Source organism: Nocardia sp. CNY236 (assembly GCF_000482385.1).
In the GTDB taxonomy this organism is placed as follows: Bacteria; Actinomycetota; Actinomycetes; order Mycobacteriales; family Mycobacteriaceae; genus Nocardia.
The window spans coordinates 43,972-60,620 of the sequence record NZ_KI519394.1 but is presented as its reverse complement, the minus strand read 5'-3'; the positions used below and the strand labels follow the sequence as shown (position 1 = coordinate 60,620).

The 16,649-nt window shown below is 66.3% G+C and carries 14 protein-coding genes; 11 read left to right on the top strand and 3 right to left on the bottom strand.

Annotated features, from left to right (window positions below; translation table 11 throughout):
• The first annotated feature begins 10 nt into the window (after positions 1-10).
• Positions 11-835, top strand: coding sequence for an alpha/beta hydrolase (locus K940_RS0123225; protein ID WP_028479431.1), 825 nt, complete (start codon positions 11-13; stop codon positions 833-835).
• Between the two features lie 70 nt (positions 836-905).
• Here the strand turns inward: K940_RS0123225 and K940_RS0123220 are convergent, their stop codons facing one another.
• Together K940_RS0123220 and K940_RS0123215 are read right to left on the bottom strand one after the other, a co-directional pair.
• Positions 906-3,530, bottom strand: a complete 2,625-nt coding sequence (locus K940_RS0123220) for a LuxR C-terminal-related transcriptional regulator (protein ID WP_028479430.1) — start codon at positions 3,528-3,530, stop codon at positions 906-908.
• Positions 3,531-3,611: 81 nt separating this feature from the next.
• Positions 3,612-4,502: an alpha/beta fold hydrolase gene (locus tag K940_RS0123215; RefSeq protein WP_081706590.1), complete on the bottom strand. Its 891-nt coding sequence runs from the start codon at positions 4,500-4,502 to the stop codon at positions 3,612-3,614.
• A gap of 294 nt (positions 4,503-4,796) precedes the next feature.
• Here K940_RS0123215 and K940_RS0123205 point away from each other — a divergent pair, with 294 nt between their 5' ends.
• Together K940_RS0123205 and K940_RS0123200 are read left to right on the top strand one after the other, a co-directional pair.
• Positions 4,797-5,741: an ABC transporter ATP-binding protein gene (locus K940_RS0123205; RefSeq protein ID WP_028479427.1), complete on the top strand. Its 945-nt coding sequence runs from the start codon at positions 4,797-4,799 to the stop codon at positions 5,739-5,741.
• Entirely contained in the window at positions 5,741-6,499 is a 759-nt protein-coding gene (locus tag K940_RS0123200) for an ABC transporter permease (RefSeq protein ID WP_028479426.1), read from the top strand. Before K940_RS0123205 ends, K940_RS0123200 begins: the two co-directional genes overlap by 1 nt.
• Positions 6,500-6,856: 357 nt before the next feature.
• On the opposite strand, the gene K940_RS33305 is transcribed toward K940_RS0123200, so the two are convergent.
• A complete protein-coding gene (locus K940_RS33305; protein ID WP_196812354.1) occupies positions 6,857-7,015 on the bottom strand; it encodes a hypothetical protein in 159 nt (52 codons plus the stop codon).
• 212 nt (positions 7,016-7,227) lie between these two features.
• Here K940_RS33305 and K940_RS0123190 point away from each other — a divergent pair, with 212 nt between their 5' ends.
• From K940_RS0123190 to K940_RS33300, 8 genes are all read left to right on the top strand, one after another.
• On the top strand, positions 7,228-8,943 hold the full coding sequence (locus K940_RS0123190; protein ID WP_028479425.1) for an acyclic terpene utilization AtuA family protein: 1,716 nt from the start codon (positions 7,228-7,230) through the stop codon (positions 8,941-8,943).
• Positions 8,940-10,091 carry an acyl-CoA dehydrogenase family protein gene (locus K940_RS0123185; RefSeq protein WP_028479424.1) on the top strand — a complete coding sequence of 384 codons (1,152 nt, stop codon included), beginning with the start codon at positions 8,940-8,942 and terminating at the stop codon, positions 10,089-10,091. Before K940_RS0123190 ends, K940_RS0123185 begins: the two co-directional genes overlap by 4 nt.
• Complete coding sequence (locus K940_RS0123180) at positions 10,088-11,686, top strand: acyl-CoA carboxylase subunit beta (RefSeq protein ID WP_028479423.1); 1,599 nt, start codon at positions 10,088-10,090, stop codon at positions 11,684-11,686. The genes K940_RS0123185 and K940_RS0123180 overlap by 4 nt, the downstream gene beginning before the upstream one ends.
• 8 nt (positions 11,687-11,694) lie before the next feature.
• Positions 11,695-13,698, top strand: coding sequence for a biotin carboxylase N-terminal domain-containing protein (locus tag K940_RS0123175; RefSeq protein ID WP_028479422.1), 2,004 nt, complete (start codon positions 11,695-11,697; stop codon positions 13,696-13,698).
• The gene (locus K940_RS0123170) at positions 13,698-14,858 is read left to right on the top strand and encodes an acyl-CoA dehydrogenase family protein (RefSeq protein ID WP_028479421.1); all 1,161 of its coding nucleotides are present in this window, start codon (positions 13,698-13,700) and stop codon (positions 14,856-14,858) included. Before K940_RS0123175 ends, K940_RS0123170 begins: the two co-directional genes overlap by 1 nt.
• Before the next feature lie 11 nt (positions 14,859-14,869).
• Positions 14,870-15,646: an enoyl-CoA hydratase family protein gene (locus K940_RS0123165; protein WP_028479420.1), complete on the top strand. Its 777-nt coding sequence runs from the start codon at positions 14,870-14,872 to the stop codon at positions 15,644-15,646.
• Positions 15,647-15,651: 5 nt separating this feature from the next.
• The gene (locus tag K940_RS30050; protein WP_081706589.1) at positions 15,652-16,359 is read left to right on the top strand and encodes a TetR/AcrR family transcriptional regulator; all 708 of its coding nucleotides are present in this window, start codon (positions 15,652-15,654) and stop codon (positions 16,357-16,359) included.
• A gap of 145 nt (positions 16,360-16,504) precedes the next feature.
• A partial coding sequence (locus tag K940_RS33300; RefSeq protein WP_196812343.1) for an SDR family NAD(P)-dependent oxidoreductase occupies positions 16,505-16,649 on the top strand: 145 nt, incomplete at its 3' end.

Genomic DNA, 16,649 nt, shown 5'->3' with positions numbered 1-16,649 from the left:
GAGCCATCAGATGACCCCTGTCGTTCTCGTCCACGGTTTCTGGCACGCGAGCTGGTGCTGGAGCCTGGTCACCGAACAGCTTGCGGCCAGCGGCATCCCGTCGGTGGCTGTCGATCTGGACGGTCACGGGCTGCGGAGTCGCTCGCCCGAGTCACGCTGGCGTCGGCCGTTCGATCCGGCCGTTTACGCTGTCGAGCCGTCGCGTACCTCAGCTGTCACGGCTTCGTCCGCCGCGCAGACGCTCGTCGAGCAGATTCGGGCCATCGGTGGTGGCGAGCGCGTCGTCGTGGTGGCGCACAGCATGGGAGGTGCGGTCGCCACTGCAGCAGCCGAGTTGGAACCGTCATTGTTCTCCCATCTCGTGTACGTCAGTGCGTTCGCACCCGTCGATGGTGCAGTCGCGCAGTATTCGGCCAGCCCGGAGAACGAGGGTGAAATGACCTCCACGCTTCTGGTGGCCGACCCGATGGTGGTCGGGGCCGCGCGCCTGGACATCGGCGACCCGAGCCGGCACTCGGCGGCCCGTGAGGTGTTCTACGGTGACGTCGATCGGGCCACCGCCGATGCGGCAATCGGTCTGCTCCAACCCGATGGGCCGATCGGAATTCCGGCCGAAGATTTCACTGTGACGGCCGATCGCTTCGGCACCGTCCCGCATTCCTACGTCGTCTGTACGAAGGACAACGCGATCCCAGTGGCGCTGCAACGGCGATTCGTCCGCGAGATCGATGCTGTATCGGCCACGCCGACGACGGTGACCGAACTGGACAGCTCGCACTCGCCATTCCTGTCCCAACCGGCGGCCCTCGCGGCCATCATTGCGGGAATCTGCTGAACAGGTCTGGCGTGGCTCGAAATCGTCGTCGGGCCGACGTCGCGCACCGGTTGCCGACACACCGCGACGTTCAGCGCCCGGAACGGGAGGCGGACGGGGCGAGCAAGCCCAGGCCACGGGCGCGGGTGACGGTCTCGGAGCGGCGGTGGGTGCCGAGCTTGGCATACAGGTTGCGCATATGGGTCCTGATGGTGTTGTGCGAGACGGACAACTCGCGGGCTATCTCCGGCGCGGTCAGATTGGTCGGCAGATAGCGCAGCACGCGCAGCTCACTCGCGCTCAGCGACTCGGCCGGTGGCGGACCGGCGACCGGAGTGGCGAGTTGTCCGGCGGCCAGCAGGCTCTGGATCTCGGCGATCAGCGCAGCATGGGCGGAGCGCCCAGCGTGTCGTTCGAGCAGGTCCGGCGCAGGGTGCAACAAGAACCACAGCAACACACCGTCGAGTTCGGCGAGATCCAGAGCGTGCTCGAGTGCGCGGCCGGCGGCGCCGGGGTCGTCGAGTGCATCCCGCGCGATCGCTTCGAGCCAGAACGCCTGAATCTGCCAGCTTCGCCAGAGCAGCGGGGCGCAACCGTCCAGGACCGGGGCGAGTTCGGCGATCACTGTATGTGGATCCCCCGTGGCGAGTCTCGACACCGCCGTGGCGATGCGTAACTCTCCGCGATCGTGGTCGTCGTGGAATGCGGCAAGAGCCTGCTCGGCATCATCGATCTCGCCGAGCCGCACCAGGGCCTGCGAAACAAAGAACCGCATCGTTGTGGCCGACAGGTTCGGTGCAGCGAGTAGATCGGCCAGCTGCGCGCCGGTCCGGAACGACGCGAGCGCTGCGGCGTTCCGGCCGCGTGCCAAGTCCAGCACCCCGCGCAGATAGTGGATTGCCAGTTCCACTCCGGGCCGGGCTTCGGCTCTGATGGTGCGTTCGGCGCGCTGGGACCAGAGTGCGGCTTCGTCCAGCTTTCCCTGCCAGACGGCGATGGTCCCGAGTGCTATGTCGGCCATGCCGGCGGCCGAGGTGTCCGTCCAGCCGTGCCGCTCGGCCAAGTCGATCGCTTGGCGGCCGTGCTCTGTCGCGAGCGCGAAGGACTGGAAGACCTCGGCCGAGGCCTGATAGGCCAGGCCGGTGAACTCCAGGTAGGGCCGTCCGAGCCGATGTGCGAGCTCCCGACCCTGTTCCAGGTGCGCTCCGGCATCGGCGAACCTGGTTGCCCAGTGCTCGGCGGTGCCCAAACTGATCAGCGCCAGCGCGTGCAGGTCCCTGCCCACACGAAATCGCATCGGGTCCGGGATCGCCGTCATATCCTGCAGGTTCTTCGCCTCGCTGGCTACTACGTCCAAGTCGCCACGATGGCGGGCGAGCAGCAGCCGGGCAGTCCCGAGCAGTAGCGGGGCCTGTCCTGCCCGGTGGGCCGGCATCGACGCCGCTGCATTCTCGGCCAGGCTCAGATAGTGGTTCGCCGTCTCCACCGAACCGTGCGAGAGCTCGTCCGTCGCGGCGATTGCGGCGAGCTCGGCATCGGTGGCGATACGTTCGATGGGGAACCCGCCGAGCAGGTCATGGACAGTGGTTGCGCGCCCGTCGAGATGAAGGCCCGGCCAGTGATCGGCGAGCAGACCGCTGGCGAGGTCCCAGTTCTGCGCGGCTTGAGCGTGCCGTATCGCCTGCACCGGGTAACCGTGCTCCGCGAACCATTCGGCGGCAGTCCGATGCAGGTCGGTGATTTCATCCGGCCAGGTGCGCCGAAGTTCCAACCGCAGAAGGTCGGCGAACAGTGTGTGATAGCGAAACCACGACCGTTGGGTGTCGAGCGAGACCACGAAAGCGTTTTTCTCTTCGAGGTCGTGCAGCACCCGTTCTCCGCCACTGCCTCCGGACAGCAGGTCGGCGAGCGCCCCGTTCACCCGTTCGAGGATGCTGGTGCGCAACAGCAGTCGCCGCACCTGAATGCTCTGCCGGTCCAGCACTTCGGTCAGCAGGTACTCTGCGACCGTCCGCTCACTGCCGGAGATTGCGAACTGGCCCGGGGTCGGTCTCCCGGTCAGCGACAGCGCCGCCAGCCGTAGCCCTGCAGCCCACCCCTCTGTTCGTTCGAGCACCAGCTGCGCCGACGCTTCGGGAAGTTCCACACCTGCCGCGGCAAACAGCTGCCGCGCCTCGGCCGAGCCGAACCGCAGGTCGGGTGTGCGGATTTCCGACAGGTTGCCTTCGAGCCGCAGTCGGTGCAACCCCAGCCGCACATCATGCCGAGACGCCAGGACGAACCGCAGGTGCGGTGGCGCACGCATGATCAGCAGTTCGAGCTGCTGAAGCCCTTCCGTGGCCAGTTCGTGGACGTCGTCGACGACCAACCAGACGAGGTCTTCGAGCGATGCCGAGTCCATCAGCAGGCGCTCCACCATGGACCATCCGTCGAGGTCCGGCGCCGCCGACATCGCCTGGACCGATGCCGACCCCGGCCCCGTTCGCTTCAGCGCGTCCACCACTGCCAGCCAGAACTGTTGCGGATCCCGCTCATCGCCCGCTACCGTCACCCACGCGGTCCGCCCCGCCAGGCTCGCCTGCGCTACCCAAGATCGCAGCAGCACTGTCTTGCCACTGCCCGCAAGCGCAGACACCACCGCGACCCGAGCCGAGCCCTGGAGCCGATCGACCAGCGCCTTACGCGCCACCAGCCCGCCGTCGCCAGGACCATTCACGCCGCGGGCCACAGCATCCGAACCGCGTCAGATCCCACGATCCGGATTATCGCACGACCCACAGAGCCTGGGATCGTCCGATCAGGTGGATGACCAGGATCGGATCGCGGTGATGATTTCCTCCGGGGCGTCTTCTTGAACGAAATGACTGGCGCCTTCGAGCGCGACGGTGTGGTGTCGGCGGAAAATCTGCTCCCACCGGCGACGTTCGTTGGAGCGGAATGCGAGATCCTTGTCGCCCCACACGATCAGTGCCGGGCGGTCGGCCACTGTCGGGAGCTTGCGCTCGATATCGGCGAGTAGATCGCGGCTGCCCAGGATTTCGCGAGGAAAGGCGTGGACCGGTCGCCGTGAGGCGGGGGTGGGGAAAGGCCCGCGATACGCGTTCATCACCGTGTCGCTCAGCGTCGTACGGCGGACTCCGGACGGCAGTATGCGTTCGACGAAGAAATTTCGCTCCCGAATCAGCCAGCCACCCACCGGTCCACCGAGGAAGCGGGAGAACACCTGTGTTCCCGGATCGGTTTTGGGCCAGGCCCAGGTGTTTCCGATGACGAAGGCGGCGAACCGGTCTGGGTGCCGGGTGGCGGCGGCAAACCCGATCGGGCCGCCCCAATCCTGCACCACCAGGGTGATCTCGCGCAGATCGAGCCGTTCGATCAGCCGGCTGACGACGCCGGCGTGTTCGCCGGGGGTGAATCGGTAACCCGGTGCGGCGGAGGAGAGACCGAATCCGGGATAGTCGAGCGCAATGCAACGGAATCGATCGCGCAGGCCGAGTACCAGATTGCGATAGAGGAACGACCACGTCGGGTTGCCGTGCAGCATCAGCAGCGGTGGCCCGTCGCCTTCGTCGATGTAGTGGACGAGGGCCTCGTCGAGGTCGAGGTAGTGGTCGGCGAACGGATAGAGCTCGTCGGGCACCCAGGTAGGGCGAGTCGGTTGCGGTGCGGCCGAGTCGTGTGCGGTCATACCGTCGATCCTTCGTCTAGGGAGGGTAGCAACGTCCACGGGCGGTCGGTGCGAACCGACAGAAGGTCGAGAATGTGTGCCCGATCCGCAGCTGTTGTGGCGTGCGGCCGGAATGGAGCGACAGCGTTCGGCGCATCCATCATCGCCGAGTTGCCCGCTGCGTGCGGGCGAAACCCCGGAGTTTTCGAAGCCGCCGGTCGGGGTCGGTCGCGGGTCGGGTCATTCTCGAGGATGACCGAACTTCCTCCCTCGAGGCCGACGCACCGCGGCGCAATTTCAGGAATGCTGGACAGCATGATCGAGCTGGAGGGCCTGACGAAGCGGTATGGGAAGACCGTAGCGGTGCAGGATCTGACTTTTACGGTGCGACCGGGAATCGTGACGGGTTTTCTGGGACCCAACGGTGCGGGGAAGTCGACCACCATGCGGATGATCCTGGGCTTGGACAAGCCCACTGCGGGGACTGCGCTCGTGCAGGGCAAGCCCTACCACGAATTGGACCATCCGTTGCGCACCGTGGGTGCGTTGTTGGATGCCAAATGGGTGCATCCCAACCGGTCGGCGCGCGCGCATCTGGCGTGGATGGCCGCCTCCAACGACATCCCGAAATCGCGAGTCGCGGAGGTCCTGCGTTTGGTCGGGTTGTCGGAGGTGGCGGGCAAGCCCGCGGGGGGTTTCTCGCTGGGTATGTCGCAGCGACTCGGTCTGGCCGGTGCCCTGCTGGGAGACCCGCCGGTGTTGTTGTTCGACGAGCCGGTCAACGGTCTGGACCCGGAAGGCATCCTGTGGATTCGCCGGTTCCTGCAACGACTGGCTGCCGAAGGACGCACGGTGCTGGTATCCAGTCATCTGCTCGCGGAGATGGCGCAGACGGCCGAGCATCTGGTGGTGATCGGGCGGGGCAAGCTCATCTCGGATTCGACCACGCAGGATTTCGTCGAGCGGGCCTCGGAACAGTCGGTTCGAGTGCGCAGCCCTCAGTTGGCCCACATGCGCAGCTTGCTCATCGCCAACGGCTTCGCCGTGCGCGAGGATGGCGTCGACCCGGAGAACCCCGCATTGGTGGTGGCCGGTGCTTCCAGCGACGCGGTGGGCAAGCTGGCCGGTGCCAACGCGATCACGTTGTTCGAGCTGGCTCCCCAGCTGGCTTCGTTGGAGGAGGCGTTCATGCGGATGACCGGTGATGCGGTGCAATACCACGGTGAGGGTGTCGATCAGGTGATGGGGGGTGCGCTGTGATGGGCGTACTGGCAGCAGAACGTATCAAGCTCACCTCGACCAAGTCGCCGTGGTGGTGCTCGGCAATCATCATCGCCCTCTCGCTCGGAGTGGCCGCGCTGCTGGCCTCGGTGGCAGGCTCGACGTACGGCGAGGAGGGCTCGGGTCCGTTCACCGTCGCCGAAGTGGCACTCGGGGTGAGTGGATTCGGGGTGCTGGTGCTGATGATCATGGCGACCTTGACCGTGACCAGTGAATACCGCTTCGGCATCATCCGGTCGACGTTCCAGGCCACCCCGCATCGCGACCGGGTCGTCCTCGCCAAAGCCGGATTGGTCGGGGTGTACGGAGCGCTGCTGACCGCGGTGCTGGTACTCCTGGCCTATGTGGTGGGCACGATGTTCGGTGGACCCGACGCGGGCGCGAGCTTGACACTGTCCACTGCAGAGGACTGGCGCGTTGTCTACGGCGTTGCGATCTATGCCTTCCTCGGCGTCGTGCTCGCTGTCGGTGTCGGTGTGCTGGTACGGCAGTCCGCGGCGGCGATCTCGCTGATCGTGCTGTGGCCGCTACTCATCGAAACCTTGCTCGGGACTTTCGGCAGCTTCGGCGAAACGGTCGCCCCATTTCTGCCGTTCATGAATGTGAACCGTTTCGTGGGCTCCGCCACGACCGGGGAGTGGCATTGGGGGGCCTGGGGCAGCCTGCTGTATTTCGCCGGGTTCGTGGCGGTCGTCTTCGGTGCGGCGTTGATCGTGGTGAACCGGCGCGACGCTTAGCGCCTACAGCCACCCGAGTTGTCACTCCACGCCACTCGGGTCGAGCGCCGACCTTGTCGGGAGGTCGGCGCACCCGCCGTCCGTCACTGCCCGGTGGACGGTGCGTCACCGCTCGCCACTGCCCGGCGGACGGTGTAGCAATCGGCCCGGTGCGCATGTGCGCGCCGGGCCGATTGTGTGTGGGGGAGGGACGTCAGTGGACACGGTTCGGCGACACTGTCGCCCAGCTGATGTCCGACGACCGGGCGCTGCTGTGCGGTACACCGTCGACACATGTGAGCCGCTGGGACACCGCTGAGGGCCGACGCGCTCCGATGTGCATTTCGGAATGCTGAAAGACATGATCGAGCTAGCCGACTAGCCGAGCCACCAGGCCAGGGCGCCACCGGCCGCGAGGACCGCGCATACTGCCAGTGCGGCCGCCAGCGGTCGGGTGGTTTTCCACGTCGCGTAGGTGCCCCCGAGTAGAAATCCGGACAGGGCGAGCAAGGCGATCACGGTGACGTCGGTGGACACGGTGCACATCTTGCTGCATACGGTTGCAGTGCCACCTCGCGGGTCGGCGTGACCGGCTGCGACGGGTCGTCGCAGAGCATCCGAGACAGTTAACAAGCACGCATGCTTGCTTTTTTCTGTACTGGATGTGATGCTGGTCGCAGAACGCGGACTTCAGAGATGTGGCAGGCGGCCCACCTCGACGGTTCGCCGGACTGGAGGCATGTGCCCTGATGAGTATGCTGGCCGCCGATCCGGATGTCCTCCGGATCGGCAACTGTTCCGGCTTCTACGGCGATCGACTCGGCGCCATGCGGGAGATGCTCGAAGGTGGTGACCTCGACGTTCTCACCGGCGACTATCTCGCCGAGCTGACCATGCTGATCCTCGGGCGCGATCGGATGAAGGACCCGAGCCTCGGCTACGCGAAAACCTTCGTCAAGCAGATCGAGGATTGCCTCGGGCTCGCTCTGGAGCGCAATGTGCGCATCGTGTCGAACGCGGGCGGACTCAATCCGGCCGGTCTCGCGGAGAAGTTGCGCAAGGTCGCCGCCGATCTCGGACTCGACGCCAAGATCGCGCACGTCGAAGGCGACGACCTGCTCGCTCGAGCGAACGAACTCGGCTTCGGCTCCCCGCTGGCCGCAAACGCCTACCTCGGTGCATGGGGGATCGCCGAATGCCTGAATGCCGGCGCCGACGTGGTGGTCACCGGGCGGGTCACCGACGCGTCGGTGATCGTCGGCCCGGCCGCCGCACACTTCGGCTGGGACCGCACCGATTACGACCGGCTCGCCGGAGCCGTGGTGGCCGGACACGTCATCGAATGCGGCACACAGGCCACCGGCGGCAACTACGCCTTCTTCACCGAGCTCGCCGATCTCGGCCGGCCCGGCTTCCCGATCGCCGAGATTCGCGCCGACGGCAGCAGCGTGATCACCAAACACGCCCGCACCGGCGGCGCGGTCACCCTCGACACGGTCGAGGCCCAGTTGATGTACGAGATCCAGGGCGCCCGCTATGCGGGACCGGATGTGACGACGCGTCTGGACACGATCCGGCTCGACCAGGACGGACCGGACCGGGTGTCGATCAGCGCAGTCACCGGTGAGGCACCGCCGCCGCAGCTCAAGGTCTCGCTGAACACGCTCGGCGGCTTCCGCAACGAAATGGAATTCATCCTCACCGGACTGGACATCGAGGCGAAAGCCGAACTGGCACAACGTCAGTTGGAGTCCTGGTTGCCGATCGAACCCGCCGAGATGACCTGGACCCTGGCTCGTCTGGACCGGTCCGACGCCGAAACGGAGGAGCAGGCCAGCGCGCTGCTGCGGTGCGTGGTCCGCGACCCCGATCCGAAGAAGGTCGGCCGGGCCTTCTCCAATGTCGCGGTCGAACTCGCACTGGCCAGCTACCCGGGGTGCAGCTTCACCTCGATGCCCGGTGACGGATCTCCGTACGGCGTGTTCCGGCCCGGGTTCGTCGACGCCGCCGAGGTAGCGCACACCGCGGTGCTGCCCGACGGCACGCGCGTCGCCATCGCCGCAGCCTCGGATTCCACCGAACTCGTGGCCGTTGCCGAGCCGACCGCCCCGGAGCCGGCGCCGACCGGGGAAACTCGCCGCGTGCCGCTGGGCGCCATCGCGTTGGCCCGCAGCGGCGACAAGGGCGGGGACGCGAACATCGGGGTGTGGGTACGCACCGACGAGCAGTGGCGCTGGCTGGTGCACACGTTGACCGAAGCGCGGATCAAAGAATTGCTTCCGGAAGCGGCGTCGCTCACCGTCACTCGGCACGTCCTGCCCAATCTGCGGGCGCTGAACTTCATCATCGAAGGCATACTCGGCCAGGGCGTGGCCTATCGGGCCCGCTTCGATCCACAGGCCAAGGGACTCGGCGAATGGCTGCGGTCTCGACACATCGATATTCCAGTGGAGTTGCTGTCATGACACAACCGTGGGAGACGCCGGAACGTCGCGCATTGCGCGCCACGGTGCGTGGATTCGTCGAGCGGGATGTTCTGCCCGACCTGGACGACTGGGAGCGCCACGGGGAGATCCCCCGTGAATTGCACAAGAAGGCAGGCGACCTCGGATTGCTCGGTGTGCAGTTTCCGGCATCCGCCGGCGGCGGCGATGGTGACAGCGTCGATGCGATGATCGTCTGCGAGGAGACACACCTGGCCGGCGCCTCGGGTGGATTGTTCGCTTCGCTGTTCATCTGTGGCATCGCCCTGCCGCACATCATTGCCTCCGGCAACGCCGCGCAGATCGAGCGTTGGGCGAAGCCCACTCTGGCCGGCGAGAAGATCGGTTCGTTGGCGATCACCGAGCCCGGAGGCGGTTCCGACGTCGGCCATCTCACCACCACCGCCCACCGAGATGGCGACCACTACATCGTCAACGGCGCCAAAACCTACATCACCTCCGGTGTCCGCGCCGACTTCGTGGTCACCGCGGTGCGCACCGGCGGTCCGGGCGCCGCAGGTGTCTCTTTGCTCATCGTCGACAAGGACACCCCCGGCTTCACGGTCGGCCGCAAGCTCGACAAGATGGGTTGGCTGGCCTCCGACACCGCGGAGCTGTCCTACGTGGATGTGCGGGTGCCGGTGGAGAATCTGGTGGGCCCGGAGAACTCCGGCTTCGCCCAGATCGCAGCCGCATTCGTGAGCGAGCGCATCGCCCTCGCCGTGCAGGCGTACGCCAGCGCCCAGCGGTGCCTGGACCTGACATTGGACTGGGTGCGCCATCGGGAGACCTTCGGTCGGCCGCTCATAAGCCGACAAGCCGTACAGAACACGGTCACCGAGATGGCACGGCGCATCGACGTCGCCCGGGTCTACTCCCGCGAAGTGGTGCGGCGCAGCGCAGCCGGTGAAACCGACCTCATCGCCGAGGTGTGTTTCGCCAAGAACACCGCGGTCGAGGCGGGGGAGTGGGTGGCCCACCAGGCCGTGCAATTGTTCGGCGGCCTCGGCTACATGCGCGAATCCGAGATAGAGAGGCAATATCGGGACATGCGGATCCTGGGCATCGGTGGCGGCACCACCGAGATTCTGACCGGTCTGGCAGCGAAGAGATTGGGGTACCAGTCATGACCGCGCTGCGTAGCACACTGGACACCGCCTCGCCGGACTACGAGGCCGCTGCAGAAGCCATGGTCGCCAAGCTCGGCGAGGTCGAGGCCGAGTTCGCCAAGGCAGTGGGCGGCGGCGGGCCGGACAAGGTGGCCCGGCACCGCAAGCGCGGCAAGATGACCGCCCGTGAACGCATCGAGTTGCTCGTCGACGAGGACGCGCCGTTCCTGGAGCTGTGCGCACTCGCCGGCTGGGGCAGTGAATTCCATGTCGGTGGAAGCACGATTGCAGGGATCGGCGTGGTGGAAGGCGTCGAGTGCATGATCGTCGCGACGGACCCCACCGTGCGCGGCGGCACCTCGAACCCCTGGACTCTGCGCAAGACCCTGCGTATCAACGACATCGTGCGGGAGAACCGGCTGCCGATCATCTCGTTGGTGGAGTCCGGCGGCGCCGACCTGCCTACGCAGAAAGAGGTCTTCGTCCCCGGCGGCCGGATGTTCCGCGATCTCACTCGGGCCTCGGCGGCCGGTATCCCGACCATTGCGCTGGTGTTCGGAAACTCCACGGCCGGCGGCGCGTACATCCCTGGCATGTCCGATCACGTGGTGATGATCAAGGAACGCTCCAAGGTGTTCCTCGGCGGACCACCTCTGGTCAAGATGGCCACCGGCGAGGAATCCGACGACGAATCGCTCGGCGGCGCAGATATGCACGCGCGAACCTCTGGTCTCGCCGACTACTACGCAGTCGACGAGCAGGACGCGATTCGTCTCGGACGCTCCATCGTCAAGCGTTTGAACTGGCGCAAACAAGGCCCGGCGCCCCGGGCCGAGGTGATCGAGCCGCTGTACGACTCCGAGGATCTGCTCGGAATCGTGCCGTCGGATCTGAAGATTCCCTTCGATCCGCGTGAAGTCATCGCGCGGATCGTGGACGGGTCGGACTTCGACGAGTTCAAACCGCTCTACGGCAGTAGCCTGGTCACCGGGTGGGCCGAACTGCACGGGTATCCGGTCGGGATCCTGGCGAACGCGCGCGGTGTGCTGTTCTCCGAGGAGTCGCAGAAGGCCACGCAGTTCATTCAACTCGCCAACAAGTCCAACACCCCGCTGCTGTTCCTGCACAACACCACCGGCTACATGGTGGGCAAGGAATACGAGCAGAACGGCATCATCAAGCACGGCTCGATGATGATCAACGCGGTCTCCAACTCTCAGGTGCCGCACATCTCGGTGCTGATGGGCGCCTCCTACGGCGCGGGCCACTACGGTATGTGCGGTCGGGCCTACGATCCGCGCTTCGTCTTCGCTTGGCCCAGCGCGAAATCTGCCGTCATGGGCGGGGCGCAGCTGGCCGGTGTGATCTCGATCGTCGGTCGGGCCGCCGCCGAAGCCAAAGGCCGACCGTTCGACGAAGAAGCCGACGCGGGGATGCGCGCCATGGTGGAAGCCCAGATCGAAGCCGAATCGATGGCGATGTTCATGTCCGGTCGGCTGTACGACGACGGGGTCATCGACCCACGTGATACCCGCACCGTGTTGGGAATGTCCTTGTCGGCCATTCACAACGCCCCGATCAAAGGCGCCGAGGGCTTCGGCGTCTTCCGAATGTGAGGCCGCGGATGACCATCACCACTGTCCTTGTCGCCAATCGCGGCGAAATCGCCCGTCGGGTCTTCGCCACCTGCCGGCGCATGGGGTTGGGTACCGTCGCGGTGTACTCCGATGCGGATGCCGCGGCGCCACACGTCGCCGAGGCGGACGCTGCGGTGCGCCTCCCCGGTAACACGCCCGCCGAGACCTATCTGCGTGGTGAGCTGATCATCGAGGCCGCGCTGGCGGCCGGCGCAGACGCCGTCCATCCCGGATACGGATTCCTGTCGGAGAATGCGGAATTCGCCAAAGCGGTGCTCAACGCCGGACTGGTATGGATCGGGCCTCCGGTCGCGGCGATCGAGCAGATGGGGTCCAAGGTCGCCTCGAAGAAGATGATGCACGCCGCCGGCGTGCCGGTGCTGGCCGAATTGGATCCGGCCGAGGTCACCGAGGCGCACTTGCCGGTGCTGATCAAAGCCTCCGCCGGCGGCGGCGGTCGTGGTATGCGGGTGGTGCGCAGCCTCGCCGACCTGGCCCCGCAGATCGATGCCGCCCGACGAGAGGCGGAATCGGCCTTCGGCGATCCGACCGTGTTCTGCGAACGCTACCTGGAGACCGGTAGGCATATCGAGGTCCAGGTGATGGCCGATACACACGGCACCATCTGGGCGGTCGGTGAGCGGGAGTGCTCCATCCAGCGCCGGCATCAGAAGGTGATCGAGGAGGCGCCGTCTCCCTTGGTGGAGCGCACCACCGGGATGCGAGCGCGGCTGTTCGAGGCGGCGCGACTCGCCGCGGAGGCGATCGACTACACCGGCGCCGGCACCGTGGAATTTCTCGCCGACGAGCAGGGGGAGTTCTTCTTCCTGGAGATGAACACCCGCCTGCAGGTGGAGCATCCGGTCACCGAGTGCACCACCGGGCTGGATCTGGTGCGGCTGCAGCTGGATGTCGCCGCGGGCGGTTCCTTGCCCGCGCAACCGCCCGCAATACACGGGCATTCGATCGAAGTCCGGCTCTACGCGGAAGATCCGGCCCACGACTGGCAGCCGCAGAGCGGCACGCTCCATCGGATCGTGTTCGCCGCTGGAGCGACCGAATTCGATCTGCTCGACCGGCCGGGCGTGCGGGTGGACACCGGAGTGGTCGACGGTTCGGTGGTGGGGGTGCACTACGACCCGATGCTGGCCAAGGTCATCTCCTACGCCGAAACACGCAGTGACGCGGCCCGCTTGCTCGCCGCATCCCTGCAGCGGGCGAAGATCCACGGCCTGGTGACCAACCGCGACCTGCTGGTGCGGGTGCTGCGTCATCCGGCGTTCCTGGCCGGTGACACCGACACCGCATTCTTCGCCACACACGGTTTGGACGATCTGGCCGCACCGCTGGTGTCGGAGTCCGACGAGGCGCTGTCGATCGTGGCCGCGGCGCTCGCCGATGCCGCCGACAACCGTGCCGGCGCCCGAACGGGCGGCGGACTGCCCAGCGGTTGGCGCAACCTTCCTTCGCAGTCGCAGCGAAAGTCCTACGAAAGTCGGGTCACCGGCACGCACGAGGTGGGCTATCGTTTCGCCCGAACGGGCCTCACCGTGGACGGGCACCCAGGGATCGCCCTGGTCGAGTCCGCACCCGACCGGGTCGTGTTGTCCGTCCCAGGGGACCGGGGCCCGGTGCGCCGGCAGTTCGAGGTCGCGCGCTACGGCGATCAGGTGTATGTCGACTCCGCATTCGGCCCGGTGGCCGTGCGCCGGCTGCCCCGCTTCAGCGATCCCGCAGACCATGTGGCCGTCGGTTCGCTGCTGGCGCCCATGCCGGGCAGTGTGATCCGGCTCGGCGCCGAGGTCGGTAGCCATGTCGAACAGGGCCAACCCATCCTGTGGCTGGAGGCGATGAAGATGGAGCACGCCATTGCCGCCCCTGCCGCTGGCGTGCTCGACGCCCTCAATGTCACCGTCGGCCAGCAGGTCGACGTCGGCGCCGTGCTCGCGGTCGTCGAACCCGTCGCGGACAACGAAACCCAGGAGAACTGATGAGCTTCATCGAAACCGAAGAGCAGAAGGCGCTGCGGTCGGCCACCGCCGCGTTGGCCGCGAAACACAGCTACCGCGAGTACGTGCTGCCGAGAGCGCGTAAGGGCGAACCGTTGCGCGAGTTGTGGGACCAGGCAGCCGCACTCGGGTTCCTCGGAGTGAACCTGCCCGAGGAGTACGGTGGCGGCGGCGCGGGAATCTATGAGCTCTCGCTGGTGCTGGAGGAGTTGTCCGCGCAGGGTGCCGGGCTGTTGCTCATGGTGGTCTCACCCGCCATTTGCGGCAGCATCCTTACCAAGTACGGCACCGATGAGCAAAAGCAAGCCTGGTTGCCCGCACTGGCCGATGGCTCCAAGAAGATGGCTTTCGGGATCACCGAGCCCGATGCGGGTTCCAACTCTCATCAGATCACCACGACCGCGCGCCGCGACGGCGACGACTGGATCCTCAACGGCCGCAAGCACTTCATTTCGGGTGTGGATCAAGCCGACGCCGTGCTGATCGTGGCACGTACCGAAGACCACAAGACCGGCAAGCTCAAGCCGGCGCTGTTCATCGTGCCGACCGACGCCGAAGGGTTCACCAAGACGGCGCAAGAGATGGACATCATCGAGCCCGATCACCAATTCAACCTGTTCCTCGATGACGTCCGGCTGCCCTCGAACGCATTGGTCGGCAAGGAGGACGCGGCGCTGATGCAACTGTTCGCGGGTCTGAACCCCGAACGCATCATGGGCGCTGCCATGGCCATCGGTGTCGCCCGCTATGCCATCGACCGCGCGGTGGAATACGCCAAGGAGCGCACGGTATGGAAGACGCCGATCGGTGCGCACCAAGGTATTTCGCATCCACTCGCCCAGGTCAAGATCGAACTGGAAATGGCGAGACTGATGATGCGCAATGCCGCCACCCTGTACGACGCGGGCGATGAGATGGGTGCCGCAGAGGCCGCCAACATGGCGAAATACGCGGCCGCGGAAGCCAGTATCAATGCACTGGACCAAGCCATTCAAACCCACGGTGGCTCCGGTCTGACCAGCGATGTCGGGTTGGCTACCATGCTCGCGGCCGCGCGCATCAGCCGTATCGCGCCGGTCAGCCGAGAGATGATTCTGAACTTCGTCTCCCAGTACTCGCTGGGCCTGCCGAAGTCGTACTGAGAGGAATGTGCATGACCGAGGCGGGTACGTTCGTCCGGTACGCGGTGAGCAGCGGCATTGCGACGCTCACCCTCGATTCCCCGCACAATCGCAACGCGTTGTCGTCGAAGCTGGTCACCGAATTGCTCGACGGGCTCGACGCCGCCGCGGCCGACGATTCGGTGCGCGCCATCGTGCTGACCCACACCGGCACCACTTTCTGTGCGGGTGCGGATCTCAGCGAGGCGAGTGACGCCGATCCGGCCGTGGCGGCCGACCACCGCACTCGGGCCATGATCGGCGTATTGCGGCGGCTGGTGGAGATTCCGAAGCCGGTGATCGCGCAGATCGACGGCAACGTGCGCGCCGGCGGCATGGGCATCGTGGCTGGATGCGACATTGTCGTCGCCGGCCCGAGCAGTAGTTTCGCACTCACCGAGGTGCGGATCGGGTTGGCGCCGTTCATGATCTCGCTGACCCTGCTGCCTCGGCTCGACCCGCGTGCGGCCAGTCGGTACTACCTGACCGGAGAAAAGTTCGGCGCTGCGGTGGCGCAGCAGATCGGCCTGGTCACCATCACTGCCGAAGACTTGGCGGCGGAGACGGCGCGATTGTGCGCAGAGGTACGCAAGGGGGCTCCACAAGGGCTCGCCGAAGCGAAGCGGCTGGTCAACGCGGACATTCTCGCCGCCTTCGACGCATCTGCCGAAGACCTCGCGCAGCGTTCGGCGAGCTTCTTCGGCACTCCCGAGGTGAACGAAGGCATGCTGGCCTTTTTGCAACGTCGCACGCCCAGCTGGGCAGAATAGCCGTCATGGCGACACCCCACGAACCCAAGCAGGACCGCAGCCGAGCTACCCGGCAGCGCCTGCTCGAAGCCACGATCGACTGCCTGGCCGAAATGGGCTGGGCAGCCGCTACGGTCGCAGTCGTTGCCGAACGGGCCGGGGTGTCGCGTGGCGCGGCGCAGCATCACTTCCCGACCAGGGAGGATCTGATCACCGCTGCTGTCGAATACATGTTCCACAGCCGTAGTGGGCAGTCGGTGCCGGACGCGGCGACGCTGGCGCGGTTGGGTAGCGGTCTGGCCCGCACCGAAGCGGTGGTGGCCGGGCTGGTCGAGTCCTACACCAGCCCGCTGTTCAAGGCGGCGGTGCAGGTGTGGACCCATGCTGCGGCCGACCCCGTGCTGCGCGAACGCATCGTTCCCTTGGAGGCCCGCCTGGGACGCGCCTCACACCGCCGTGCCGTGGAAGCCCTGGGGGTGGACGACTCCGACCCGGTCACCCACCATCTCGTGCAGGCGACCCTGGATCTCGCGCGCGGGCTCGGCCTGGCCGACCTACTCACCGATGATTCCGCTCGCCGTGGGCTCATCGTGCGGCAGTGGGCAGCAACCTTGCAGGCCGCTCTGCACGAGCGCCGCGGAGTTGGCTCTGCTTCTGCGACTACTACACCCGCGGACGCGCGCACGGTGCACACCGGATGCGAGCGTCCGCCGTCGAATTCGGTTCGTAGCTAGGGAAAATACTGCCGACACTGACAGATTTGGAGCCCTTGATACCGTGCCCACGGGCCGATAGCCACTTCACCGCCACCGGCATTTTCACTGGTGACGGCGGACGCCCGGCCCTGTGAACTGCAGTGGAATCATTAGGAGTTCGATAATGGGAAAGTCTGTCGTCTTGGTCACCGGGGGACTCACTGGTATCGGTCGTGCGACCGCGGTTGCTTTCGCCGAAAAAGGTGCGACGGTGGTCGTTGCCGGTCGGCGCGACGAGGTGGGTAAGACCCTCGCCGAGGAATTGCGCG